10 protein-coding genes and 1 pseudogene are annotated in these 13,451 nt (G+C 35.8%); 3 read left to right on the forward strand and 8 right to left on the reverse strand.

The genetic code is table 11. The annotated features are described in order from the left end of the window. Positions 1 to 140 precede the first annotated feature (140 nt). From map to QUF78_RS16015, 3 genes are all read right to left on the reverse strand, one after another. Positions 141 to 881 (reverse strand): type I methionyl aminopeptidase, encoded by a 741-nt coding sequence (map, locus tag QUF78_RS16005; protein WP_289327333.1) that lies wholly within the window; start codon positions 879 to 881, stop codon positions 141 to 143. 280 nt (positions 882 to 1,161) lie between these two features. Next, on the reverse strand, positions 1,162 to 2,763 hold the full coding sequence (locus QUF78_RS16010) for a bifunctional metallophosphatase/5'-nucleotidase (RefSeq protein WP_289325447.1): 1,602 nt from the start codon (positions 2,761 to 2,763) through the stop codon (positions 1,162 to 1,164). 405 nt (positions 2,764 to 3,168) lie between these two features. Beyond that, positions 3,169 to 3,780, reverse strand: a complete 612-nt coding sequence (locus tag QUF78_RS16015) for an FMN-binding negative transcriptional regulator (protein ID WP_289325448.1) — start codon at positions 3,778 to 3,780, stop codon at positions 3,169 to 3,171. Positions 3,781 to 3,979: 199 nt separating this feature from the next. On the opposite strand from QUF78_RS16015, the gene pdxR reads away from it, so the two are divergent. Next, the gene (gene pdxR, locus QUF78_RS16020; protein WP_289325449.1) at positions 3,980 to 5,359 is read left to right on the forward strand and encodes a MocR-like pyridoxine biosynthesis transcription factor PdxR; all 1,380 of its coding nucleotides are present in this window, start codon (positions 3,980 to 3,982) and stop codon (positions 5,357 to 5,359) included. Positions 5,360 to 5,607: 248 nt separating this feature from the next. Here the strand turns inward: pdxR and QUF78_RS16025 are convergent, their stop codons facing one another. Continuing rightward, positions 5,608 to 5,982, reverse strand: coding sequence for a hotdog domain-containing protein (locus tag QUF78_RS16025; RefSeq protein WP_289325450.1), 375 nt, complete (start codon positions 5,980 to 5,982; stop codon positions 5,608 to 5,610). A gap of 137 nt (positions 5,983 to 6,119) precedes the next feature. Further along, a pseudogene (locus tag QUF78_RS16030) lies at positions 6,120 to 6,629 on the reverse strand (IS110 family transposase); the annotation flags it as partial. 881 nt (positions 6,630 to 7,510) lie between these two features. Between QUF78_RS16030 and QUF78_RS16035 the strand changes: the two are divergent. Both QUF78_RS16035 and QUF78_RS16040 read left to right on the forward strand, forming a co-directional pair. Beyond that, a complete protein-coding gene (locus QUF78_RS16035) occupies positions 7,511 to 8,749 on the forward strand; it encodes an IS110 family RNA-guided transposase (protein ID WP_289324650.1) in 1,239 nt (412 codons plus the stop codon). 462 nt (positions 8,750 to 9,211) lie between these two features. After that, the gene (locus QUF78_RS16040) at positions 9,212 to 10,597 is read left to right on the forward strand and encodes a cytochrome P450 (RefSeq protein WP_289325451.1); all 1,386 of its coding nucleotides are present in this window, start codon (positions 9,212 to 9,214) and stop codon (positions 10,595 to 10,597) included. Between the two features lie 148 nt (positions 10,598 to 10,745). On the opposite strand, the gene QUF78_RS16045 is transcribed toward QUF78_RS16040, so the two are convergent. From QUF78_RS16045 to QUF78_RS16055, 3 genes are all read right to left on the reverse strand, one after another. Continuing rightward, positions 10,746 to 10,892 carry a hypothetical protein gene (locus QUF78_RS16045; protein ID WP_289325452.1) on the reverse strand — a complete coding sequence of 49 codons (147 nt, stop codon included), beginning with the start codon at positions 10,890 to 10,892 and terminating at the stop codon, positions 10,746 to 10,748. 447 nt (positions 10,893 to 11,339) lie between these two features. Beyond that, entirely contained in the window at positions 11,340 to 12,587 is a 1,248-nt protein-coding gene (locus QUF78_RS16050) for a dicarboxylate/amino acid:cation symporter (protein ID WP_289325453.1), read from the reverse strand. Between the two features lie 388 nt (positions 12,588 to 12,975). Beyond that, positions 12,976 to 13,416 carry a hypothetical protein gene (locus tag QUF78_RS16055; protein WP_289325454.1) on the reverse strand — a complete coding sequence of 147 codons (441 nt, stop codon included), beginning with the start codon at positions 13,414 to 13,416 and terminating at the stop codon, positions 12,976 to 12,978. Positions 13,417 to 13,451: the final 35 nt, after the last annotated feature.

A 13,451-nucleotide genomic window follows, 5' to 3' on the forward strand; every position in this document is an offset into this window, starting at 1 on the left:
GCCCGATAGTTCCAAAAGAAAAAGCTGCCTTAAAGACAGCTCCGATCTTCAGCTAACGCACTTGTTAGTTTAGGTACATTTATTCACAATTCACAAAGTCTAAATAAGGGCTTATAATTTTAGAAACTTCATTGCTTGAATTAAAGTGTGACAATAATCGGACCATTTTTAGTAAGGATAATCGTATGTTCTAATTGAGCTACATAACTTTTTTCTGTAGCATAGGTCCAACCGTCTTCTTTTTGGAATACTTCTTCTTCAAAGGTTGAGATAAATGGTTCGAATGCGATAACCATCCCTTCCTTTAATATTTCATTATCCCATGGATCATTATAATTTAAAATATGGTCAGGTGCTTCGTGTATTCTACGTCCAACACCATGTCCTGTTAGGTTTTTGATAACAGTGAATCCATGCTGTCTCGCTGTTTCGAATACTGCTTTTCCGATTCTACTTTTTTTGGAACCGGGTTTTGCTTTCTTAAGACCTGCTTCAAATGCCTTTTTAGCAACGTCGCATATTCTCGTTAATACTTCTTCTCCTTCTCCTACTACAAATGAGATTCCTGTATCTGCGAAATAACCGTTCTTTGAAGCAGATACATCTATATTTACTAGATCCCCTTCATGAATAACCCGATGACCCGGAATACCATGTGCCACTTCTTCATTAAGACTAATGCAAGTATAGCCAGGAAAATCATATTCACCTTTTGGAGCTGAAACTGCACCTGCTTTTTCTAAAAGTTCTCCGGCTATATCATCAAGTTCTTTGGTCGTTATGCCAGGAATTGTTCTTTGTACCAATTCATCTCTAATGGAGGCAATAATTTTGCCAATTTCCTTCAAACCATTAAAATCTTCTTCTGTTTTTGCAATCATTTTTTTCCCTACCTCATTATTTTTTATTATCATCATTAAACTATATAAGTATTAATTGTACCTTTACTTTCTCGAAAAATAAAAGCAATGTAAATTATTTGGTACAATACACCTCAGCTGAATTTTTCTTCGATCATGAAATAGACCACAAAAAGGATCTAGTACATATGACTATACTATTAATTGGATTTACCTTCCACTTTCCTTAAAGAGCTAACCAGCCCCTTTAACTTCATAAGAAAAAGAGCTGCCACTTATGCAAGTCCTTGTATTTTCCCCTTCATTCTTTCAATGAATGAGGAAAAATTTCGTGGGGATACTTCTGTTGGATATAGCGTATAAGTGCAGTGACGACTTGTGGACCGGATTCCACGAGTCTACCTTGTTCAAATGCAGTGAAGTTATCACCGCCTGAAGCTAAATAATTACTAACCGCTACTTCATATTCGTTGTTTGGCTGAATCTCTTGACCCTTCATGTCTTTTAGCGCAACAATGCGGTTGCCAATTGGAGCCTTTGGGTCCCAATCATACGTTAAACCAACCGTTTGTAACCTATTTTCATAATCTTTCGCCCACTGCTGTTCTAAAGCAAGTTTTATTTGGTCTCCTGTTAAGATTAACTTACTGATACTATGACCAAAGGGCAAGTTTGTATAAAGGTCTTCTACAGTGATATCCCCTTTTTTAAAACTTTTCCTCATTTCGCCTTGATGGACAAAAGCTATATTTACCCCCATGGCTTCCCGCTCAGATTCTGCAATCATTTTCGCTAATGGGGATTCACCGTTTGCATCTTGTTTTCGTGTGATTTCTTCAGGCATTTCTCCTATTACCTGATTAAAATAGCTCCCCAATCTTTTTCTATATTTATTTAGAAGAGCCACCGTTTCTTTATCTGGTTTTATTTGATGATGTGAAGTGACAATAACCTTTGCTTGTTTCTTAACAATATTTTTAGTATGTGGGTCAATTTCAAGATTTACTTGAGAAAAGGCTTTCCCATTAGAATAAGCTTGAACGATCAGTTTACCGGCTACAACGGTATTGGCATATTCATGGCTGTGACCGGCAAAAATGACATCGACCTCATCATCGATTTTTGGAGCCATCTCCACTAAAGCTCCACTGGAATTTGCTCCTGTCTGATCAGATTTAGTTGAATCATGTGCCAGTACAACAATTACTTTGATCCCTTTTTCCTTTAAAATCTTAACGGTTCCGTTAATAACTGAAACTTCATCCGTAATTTCTACTTCTTTTCGATTTTCAGGTGCCACATACAGGTTGGTCTCTTTTGTGACCACACCGATAAATCCAATATTAATTCCGTCAATTTGTTTAATAACATACGGTGATAACAAGGGAGTACCCGACTTTCTATCGATGATATTTGCAGAAATGTAAGAAGTATTGGCACCTTGAAAATAACCTGTTTTTTTATTGAATCCTCCATAAATAAGACGTTTCATTTCATTTACGCCTTGGTCTAATTCATGATTTCCAGGTGTCCCGACATCAAAGTGCAGGAGGTTTAAAAGTTCAATCGTGGGTTCGTCTTTAAATTGAGAAGAAATTGGAGGACTTCCTCCTACCATATCACCAGCATGAACAAGTAGTGTATTTTGGTTTTTTTGTATATATTTTTTTAAATAGGCAGCCAGGTATTCAGCACCCCCTGCCATCGTTCCTGAAACCATTTGATATTTGTTTAGTTGGCCGTGAAAATCATTAACGCCTAACAATTGTACTTGAATGTAGCGGTTTGATGTGGAATGATTCGTTGTGGAATGATTGGATGAGAATGCTGTGATTTTATAAGTTACGAAAATGATAATAAATACCAAGATGCACAAAGAAGATATGGCCTGAAATTTTGACAACTTCCGATCCCTCCCTCTAGATGTAAATTAAGAATAACTCTGGAATTTTATATCCGTATAAAGGGACCGTGATTTTTTGTTATATTTTATATATCGATTGTTAAATTAATCCAGTACATGCATATCTTTTTAAAAATACTCATACGGCTTAACATTTTGAAATCTGTTAAGATTTTGACTAGCTTAATGGAAATAACATGCAACGTTATTTAAAAAGGCTCCAATTTTTCTTCCATTAACTGATAGTGAAAAAAACGTTGCTGCTAAGATTTTCTCTGCACTTGTGTAAAAACGTTCTAAGTGTTCCTTATTATTGAAATCTGCTCCATTAGTAAAAGAAGTTAAACAAAAAGAGTGTAAATCCTTATTGGATCAACACTCCCGTTAGTGCAGTAACATTCAACGTTATTTTTTTAGGTTTTCCTTCATTAAAAAGGAAATTTTTTGCTCATCTGTATATTGGATCTGTTCCAGGTGATTAATAACTAGCTCTTGTCGATGTAATGAATGGTTTTGACTTAACTTCGCTTTTCCCTCTATCTTTTTGATTTTTATTTTGAAGCCTTGAATTCCTTTGTTCATTCCAGCGAGAAAATCAGCGTCTAAATCTTGCAATTTGTATGAGCTATCAGGGGCTTCATACTTCAATACCATGTCATGCAAGGAATCCGTTAACTCCTGTTCATCCTCAATTAGTTCGGCTTCGCCGTATACATGAACAGTCACATAATTCCATGTTGGTACTGCTTGATTCGTCTCATACCAAGAGGAAGAGATATAACAGTGAGGACCATGAAAAACTGCTAAGACTGTTTGATTTTCAATATCTTTCCATTGAGGGTTCGGACGAGCAAGATGACCATACAAATAGTTTTTCTCCTTATTCAAAAGCAGTGGTAAATGTGTAGCAAAAGGTATGCCTTCATGCATTGAACACAATGTTGCAAAACCATTCTCCTGTATTACATCGTAGGCTACTGCTAATTCTTTTATTTCAAATTGCTTAGGGATATACATAAAAAATCTCCTTTCCAACTGATATAAACTTTTAAACATTGATTCTTAAATATTATTTATTCACGATCATAGCAACTTTTTATATCCTCATTTCTACCTTTAATAATCGAGTACGTCATCTAAGAAATATAGTATTATACAAACTGACATATAAAAAGGTACAATTCTAAATAAATAAACATGTCAAAGGGGGTCGTAAATGATAAATACCATTTTTGCTTTTAAGGATGATTCTCCCAAATACAAACAAATTTATGAGCAGTTTAAGTTATTTATTGATCGGGGTGACATACTTGCTGATGAACAATTGCCCTCCATTCGTCAACTTGCAGATTCCCTTCAAGTAAGTCGCAATACGACATTAATGGCTTATGATCAACTTGTAGCTGAAGGTTATATTCGAGGAGAAGGGAGAAAAGGTTATTTTGTAAATGAATTAGAGCCACTTTTATCCCAAGAAGAGTTAATTCCTCATAATAAAAAGCAAAGAGAGTCAGTGACACCTACACTCATTGATTTCCGAGCAGGTGCCGTAGATCAAACACATTTCCCTCTAAAAATTTGGAGGAGGATTGCCAATCAAGTATTAACGTTACAGGAGAGCTTTCAATATGGGGAACCCTTTGGTGAGGTGTGCCTACGTGAACAAATTGCCACATACTTACTCCAATCCCGTGGGGTGAAAACAGATGAAAATGCCATTATTATCGGCAGTAGTACCCAACAAATGCTTATCAATCTTGGACATATACTAAAGGATGATTTTCCAAGCGTTACAGTAGAAGACCCTGGATATGATGGCGCTAGGGAAGCTTTTCAATTCCATTGTTTGACGATTGAAACTTTACCAGTTTATGAAGCAGGTGCTGATTTTTCACAATTGGCAGAAATGAAATCACGATTAATCTATGTAACACCTTCCCATCACAGTCCATATGGGGTAAGCATGTCCATTCAACAACGGCAAACGCTTATTCATTGGGCTAACAAGATGCAAGGGTATATTATCGAAGACGATTATGATAGTGAATTTCGCTATACGCAACAACCATTTCCAGCTCTCGCATCCATTGATTCTGCAAGAGTCATTTATCTAGGGAATTTCTCAAAGTCCTTTCTTCCAGGAATTCGTTTAAGTTATATGGTGTTGCCAGAACCACTTTTAAACCGTTATAAAGACCAATTTCTTCATTTTGAGAGTACCACTTCACTTCTAAGCCAACTCACAATGGCTAAATTTATGGAAGAAGGAGAATGGAATCGCCATATTAAACGTATGCGTCTTGTTTATAAACGAAAAATGCAGCTCTTGGTATCATTATTAAAAAAGCAATTCGATCAAATTATATCAATTATTGGTGAGCAGTCCGGTTTGTATTTATTAATCAAAGTACATCTGAAACGTTCAGAAGAATGGCTAATAGAGCGAGCTTCATTTCATGGTGTTAAAGTGTATCCTACTTCACTCTACTTTATTAAAAATAATACCGATAACCCCATTATTAAACTTGGTTTTAGTAATCTTTCTTGTGAGGAAATCCAGCTTGGCGTGGAGCTCCTAAAAAAGGCTTGGTTATAAAAACTCCCCCCCGTAATTGTAGCTTATGTCTCTTTTACTAAATCGGGTAGCTTCAGGAAAATGCGGATTTACCACGTTAACCAGGAAATCACAATATTAAAAAGCCCAATTTCTCAGCATTAAAATTGAGAAATTGGACTTTTAGTTATTCCAGAGGAGCGCGTGATTAAATGGAAAATATGAAAAAGCTACAAAATGGGACCCCAGCCATTTTACTAAGCACCTAGTTAAGGAAACTTATAAAGAATTTAAAGTATTACACCTGAAAAATCCCCTTTTAATACTTCTTTTTCATTCTGATTTTTACATAAAAAGAATGCAATTATAGCTGTTCTATTATTTTCTTGCCTTTCATATTTTTCAATTTTAACCTCACAAATTATTGTATCCCCCGTAAACACAGGTCTTAAAAACTCAAAATTCATAGTACGAGCCATTACGTGATGATCTCCACCTACTTTTGTTGGTAGAGTTGCCGTTAATAATCCTTGAATTACAAGTCTTCCCTGTTCATCTGGGGTTATATGATGATTCCCTTCATCTGAAATCTCTGTAAATAATTCAACATCCCTTACTGTAAAAGTCCGTTCAAACGTAATGATATCTCCTACTTTTAATGACATATAAATCCCTCCTGAAGGTTTTATGAAGTTGATTAATAAATCCTTTTGCAGGCATGCCATGCAACTTTTTCTGGCATTCTGAGCCACTTTTCAAACCGTTCCCTTGCTGCATCAATGGCAGCCAGAGGATTCTTAATAGTGCTAACGAGTCGTTTAACCACCACATCACGGTTAGACATAAGGACCCTAATTATTTCAAATGATTCTGAAGTGTTCCTGACAAAGGCGTAGTAACCGTTCTTCACCATATCGGCGATGACCAGGGCATCTTTCTTATCACTTTTGGACTGAGTATTATCACGGTTTTCTTTATTCCTTTTTACTAAGTGAAGGTTTACTGTCACTACCTCAATTCCTTGTTTAAATAGCCATTTTGAAAGATTAATCCAGTAATGGCCTGTAGGTTCCATTCCCACGATGGCTGCATCCAGTTTATTTAATCTTTGAAGCTTATCCATCCATTTTAATAAACTAGCAAATCCATCTTCATTATTTTCAAATGCAAGTGGATCTCCGACTACAATTCCACGGAAATTCACTGCTCTAGCCACATGTAATTGTTGGGCAATATCCACTCCAACAACAAGGTGTTTATCGGAAATTCTTTCTATTAGTTGATTTTGTTTATCTTGCATTTTAAACTTCATATTAGGGTTCCTCCTAAGATTTTGGGTTAGAGTGGTGTCTTACTCATATCTTACTGAGGAGCCCTATTTTTTTCAAAGCTGAAAAATAACGAACTACAGGAATGCTATCCTGCCCCGATAGTCGCATAAAAAAAAAGCTGCCTTAAAGACAGCTCTGATCTTCAGCTAACGCACCTGTTAGTTCATTAAGATTAAGATTAAGTTATTTAACTATGTATTTTATGGAACCTACAATTTATCTGTAATTTTATCTGTTAATTGCCTTATTGATGCTGCAATAAATATTCCGAGATTGGAATATCCGATTACTTTTGATTTTTTTCTAGAAGAAATCCAATGGTTGCCACTAAAATCACTAGAAAGATACCTATACTAGCAGTAACTATGCCTTCTGTTTTGTCTTTTGCATAAAAACAAATATATGTATTAAAAGAGAAAAAAATTAAAAAAAGTAATAACTTTGTAACGAAGTTAATTGTATTTATTGCTGTCACAGTAAATCACATTCCTTAAATGGTGAATTAACGATATCAAATACAAAATAATTGACCTTTAAGAAAATAATAACAATAAAGAGTAATTATTCATAAGTGTAAAATAATCCATTTCCTTATGGAACTAACCTGCCCTGTTCGTATTATTAGGTCAGCCAGATATTTCTGGTTGACCAATTTTTATATAGTTTTAATATAACGGTAGCCGGGGTAGAACGTACCTGCCCGTGGGGCTTAAGATCCCGTCAACTAAACAGTTCGCCCCCTACTTGCTTAAACATGATTTGGCTGGTTGGGACCAAGATCTCGTATAACAAGCGAAGCTATGATACTGCAAGAAGGATTAGGGGTTACCGGCAAATATTATGTTTTTGGAGGAGATAAAAAATGAATCCAGTGGTTGGTCTGGATGTAGCTAAAGGTGAAAGTCAGGTTCAAGCATTCTTGGAAAAGAAGAAGCCTTATCAAGGCAGTTTCAAAGTTACACATACCATTGAAGGATTAGAAACGCTATTTCAGTTTCTGAGAAAAATAGAAAATAAAACAGGAATCAAACCTCCGATTGTATTGGAATCCACGGGGCATTATCATACGCCAGTTGTACAGTATTTTGAGGAGAGAGGCTACTTATTAATTGTCGTTAACCCACTCATTTCTTATCGTGCGAAGAGCTCAAGTTTACGCAAAGTAAAGACAGATATAATCGATGCACGTCACCTCTGCGAGCTGTACTATAAAGAGGATTTAGAGCCTTATAAAAAACGAGGGATACAACTCTTAAATCTTCGTAATCTTTCAAGACAACACGAAAATATAACAGGTATCTATGTACAAACAAAACTACAGTTCCAGGCTGTTCTTGATCAAGTATTTCCTGAATATAGAGGGGTTTTTGGAGATTTGTATTCGGTTGTTTCTTTGCTTACTCTATTAGAATTCCCTACTTCTGAAGACATATTAGCAGTCGGTGAAGAAACTGTAGCAAATAGGATTAATGAACTTTGTCCAAGTCGTTCTAAAAAGTGGGCGAATACACAGGCAGAGAAACTTACGGCTGCCTCAGCTCGAAACCCTTTTCAGAGAACCTTATATCAGAGTCACATTTTAAGCCTTGAAATGTATATAAAAATGCTTCTAGAATACCAAAAGCACCTATCCAAATTTGAAGACGAGATAGATGCTTTGGCAAAAGAAATTGAAGAATATAAGATTATCCAATCCATCCCTGGAATCGGTGAAAAAATCGCTGCAACGATTATTTCTGAAATTGGAGAGATTGAACGGTTTAATCACCCTAAAAAACTAGTGGCATTTGCCGGAATTGATCCAAGTATCTTTGAATCAGGTAAATTTAAAGGCACAGTAAATCGGATTACCAAAAGAGGTTCTGGCAGACTAAGACACGCCTTGTATATGGCTGTTAAATGTGCCATTCGTGATTGTCGCAAGAAGAAAACGACAGATGAAATCATCCCTCGTAACAAGCGATTACGAGAGTTTTATGATAAGAAACGTGAAGAAGGAAAGCCCTTTAAAGTAGCTGTGATAGCATGTGCCAATAAACTCTTACATTGGATTTATGCACTTTTAAAAAGCAACTCACCTTTCCAAGATAGGCTAGTTTGAAAGTATAACTAAACCACCCAGAACTTTCCAAACACAGAAACTTGGAAGGTTATTTGGTATGCACAAATTTAGTATAGCATGAAATATTTTAAGGTTTTATTGAAAAATATTGACAAACTATTGGCTGGTTTAGTTGCATAAGAAAATGGAGCTGTTTCCAACCCCATATTTATTAGTTCAACAAGATAATAACTTTTGTAAGGTAGTTCCATACATACCTGCTTTCATTAGTAAAAGAAAGTGACAACCAGGGATGGGTGCCTTTACAATTTCATAAACACTTTGATTTCGTTTATTAATAGTATTCCTTTATACACACTTATAATTTCATTCAAATTGATTAACCATCTTTAAAAAATATTGTATTTGTTAGTCTTCTTATTAACAACTTGTCCAAACCAATCAATACTTTCCTCATAGAATGAATACAAGTAATTTTACCGAAATGGAGGAAACAAACCAATGAGTGACAAAGATTTTTCAAATGATTCTCCAGGCCCAAAAGGAAAATTAATTACTGGCCATTCAAAGGAGTTTATTTCAGATACACTTGGCTTTCTTACCCGTTTAGCAAAAGAATATGGAGAAGTTGCTAAAATTCGTTTTGGACCTTTCCATAATGTTTACCTTATTTCAAATTCAGATTTAATTAAGCAGGTACTTGTAACAAAACAAAAATCCTTCTTGAAATCAAAGGACTTCTCTGCTTTAAAACCAGTAATCGGAGAAGGCCTTCTTACAAGTGAAAAAGAAATTCACATGCGCCAAAGAAGGCTTATTCAACCCTCTTTCAAAAAGTCTCATATTAGCAATTATGGTCAGGATATGATTGATATAACAATGGACTATATTTCCACTTGGAAAAACAGAGAAGAAAGGATTATTACGGAGGATATGATGAGCCTTGCACTGGGTATTATCAGCAAGACCATGTTCAGCATGAACCTCAAAGAAGGATATGGCATGCTCGGGGAACCTATAGAAGCCTTCATGAGAATTGCCGTTAAAAGAATGCGAACACTTCAAATGCCACTATGGGTTCCAACTAAAAACAACCGTGAATATAAAATTGCGAAACAGAGACTTGATAAGGTGATTTATGGCTTTATTGAAAAACGTAGAACAGTGGCAGAGAGACATGAGGATATGCTTGGGATTCTAATGGATGCTCGAGATGATGAGGATGGCTTAGCTATGACAGACAAGCAGTTACGTGATGAGTTAATGACCATTTTCCTTGCCGGTCACGAAACAACAGCAAACGTGCTTTCCTGGACCTTATACTTGCTTTCCCAACACCCTGATGTGGAAACAAAACTTTTCAATGAAATAGATAGCGTAATCGGCAACCGTAATCTAACACCTGGCGATTTTATGAAATTAACATTCACACAAAATGTTATCTATGAATCAATGCGCATATACCCGCCTGCCTATATCATACAACGGGAAGTGGCGGAGGATGTGGTAATTGGAGGGTATCTTTTTAAAAAAGGAGATATGATCCTGTTGAGTCAGTATGTGATGCACCACAAGCCTGAGTATTTTGATAATCCAGATTCCTTTAAACCTGAGCGATTTGAAAACAACTTTATGAAAACCCTACCTCCGTTCGCTTACTTTCCATTTGGCGGAGGTCCGAGAGTTTGTATCGGTAATCATTTTGCAGTGATGGAAGCTGTGCTTGTCCTAGCATGCATTGCTCAACGATATCGGATAAGACTGGCGCCTGACCATCATGAAGTAAAGCCACTTCCGTCTATTACACTCAGACCGAAGCGTGGATTGCGCATGGTAGTCGAAGATAGAAATATAGGAGGTTTCCAACCAGAAACTTCTGAAATTTAAATGAATATTAGTTGTATTAATGAACAAAATTGTCACTCTACACCTAAGGAAGATCCCCCCCTTTAGTTCCATAAAAAAGACTGCCGCATCAACCCTAGTTTTTGAAGTAAACCAGCTAATAGGATGTCAATATCTTTCTCTAAAATTTTCATTTATCGGATGAATGATTGTATCCTGCAGCCCTGAGTTCTTTAGCACCTAGTTCATGATAAAAAGCTGCAACATCTTTTTCCTCTTTTAAATACTTTTTTTGACCAACTGCATTATAAGAAGTAAGAAAAAACCTGGCTTCCAATGACAGACTATAAAACTTCTCCTTGTATTTATAAAATTGTCATCAAACCATAGAATAACTTCAATATAACAACTATTGCTCTTAATGTGCCGAACGCAGCTTTTCTCCAAACCCTTTTTTACAGGAAAGCTAGTATTAAAGAGACTATAAATACTGAAATCGTTATTAAGAAAATATGATTTCCAATAAAATCAACAACAGGTGCTAAACAAAAAAATTAGTTACTCATATCATTAAAAAGGAAAACTGATAATAACCCAGCATTTTTTTTCAATGCGCTACCTCCATATCGATTCTCTTATTTTATCACCTGCACCGTAATAGGTTTTAATAGCCCAAAAGTTTAAAAGGATGAGGATTTACATGAAAAAGGGTGAGGTCCGAAGACCATCACCCCAACATTTGACGGAGAACAACAAAAACATGTGTGCTCCTTTTATCTTAATCTTATGCCTGAACGCTTGACTGTTCGGTTTGAGCTTTCCATTCTTCCTGACGGAACTCTTTTTCCCACTTCGAAACCACAATACAAGCGAGAACATGTCCAGGAGTATTACAAGCAGTACGTGCCATATCCAGCACACGGTCAATGCCTGCTATAATTGCAACGCCTTCTGCAGGAAGCCCTACTGCTGAGGCTGTGGCTAAAAGGACAACCAGCGAACCGGATGGAACAGCAGCAATTCCTTTTGACGTTGCAACAAGAACACCCATTACAATCAACTGTTGGCCAAAATCCATCGGGATGCCATATGCTTGTGCCAAGAAAATAGAGCAAACAGAAAGATACAATGTCGAACCATCACAATTCAGTGATAGCCCAGAAGGAATAACGAATGAAACAACACGTTTCGAACAACCGTATGCTTCCATTCGATCCATTAACTGAGGCAGAATGGTTTCCGTACTTGTTGTAGAAAAAGCGATAAGGAACAAATCCCATACCATTCGAAACACTTTAAAGTAAGAAATCTTCAAGAACCAAGCAATTATTGGAAACAGAACGAAAATAACAATAGCAAGTCCAAGATACACAACCCCAATCAACTTTGCCATAGGGATTAATAGGGCGATACCATACTGACCTACAGAGGCGGCCATGAGAGATAGTACACCAATCGGTGCGGTTACCATGACCATTTGTGTCAGTTTAAACATGATATTTGCAACTGATTCCATAAACTTCATTGCCGGCTCTGACTTTTTACCAATTGCTCCAGCAGCTGCACCAAATAAAATAGCGAAGAATATAACAGCTAATAAATCACTTTTTGCCATCGCATCAACAATGTTGCTTGGAATGATGTTAACAAGCATCGTTTTAAAATCGACAACTTTGGTAACGCTTTCATTTAATTGTGTTATATCTTTCTGGGCAAGATGGGACAAATTAAGCCCATCACCAGGCTTTAAAATGTTAACAAGTAAAAGACCAATACCTAGAATCAGAGTGGTAATAAATTCAAACCATATAATTGTTTTAAGTCCTAATGAACCCATTTTTTTCATGTTTCCGTCGCCTGATGACCCAATGACAATAGTAGTGAAAACAATAGGCACAACAATCATTTTAATGAGATGAATAAAAGCGTCGCCAATTGGTCTTAAAGATTGGCCAAGTACAGGAAAAAAATGTCCGATAAGTGCTCCAATAAACAATGCAATTAACACTTGAAAAGCAAAAAACTTTTTCATAAGTTGTCCTCCCTGAACGAAAGATTAATAGCATCATTACACAATATGTCAATAAATAGAGTAGATCATTCCTTTCTCATTTGACTATTGAATGAGAAAGAAGAAATAGCTTTTATACATATTCTATGAATAACCTCCCATTTAAAAATATTTGTAAATATAGAAAATACTGTATCATTTTTTCTTAATTCAGTAAAATACTGAATTACTATAAAGTTATAAGAATTAATTATTAATCCCATTCGAATAGTAAATGCACTTCCAACACAAAAAAGGTCAGTGTTAATTAATTTTAGTAAATTATACAAAAATATTTAGATATTAATTTATATTAGAAACTTTTCATATAAAAAGCTACCCATTAAGAATGAGTAGCAAGTAATACAAGTTATTTGAAAATAATTTGTAGTTTTCCATATACTTTGCCAGAAGAATATCCATCTTTCACATCAACATAGAATTTACCTATTTTCATACCTGTGAATAATGTCTTTCCACCTGCTAAGCTATGATAGCCTGTGCACTTTCCAGTACTAGCATTGCAGAGACGAGACCATAAGTTACTATAATTAGTCAATAACTTACTTCCAGAAGAGGTCTTTAAATAGATTGGGGAAACTAGTTCTACCTCTAGGTCACTACCTATGTTAGGATTTCCAATTTCACCATCCCATTTTCCATCTTCTGTTTGAAAAGAATACTGAGGAACACTTGCTTGTGCAGAAGAAGTACATAATACCATTCCACCTGCCAGAACCAACACAAAGGTACTTAAGATTGAAAATAAGCTTTTTATGTTATTTCCTCCTCCAATCTTTATCCCTTCCATAATATCAGAATAAACTGACTATTAAAATAGTTAAA

Source organism: Peribacillus sp. ACCC06369 (assembly GCF_030348945.1).
Taxonomy (GTDB): domain Bacteria; phylum Bacillota; class Bacilli; order Bacillales; family DSM-1321; genus Peribacillus.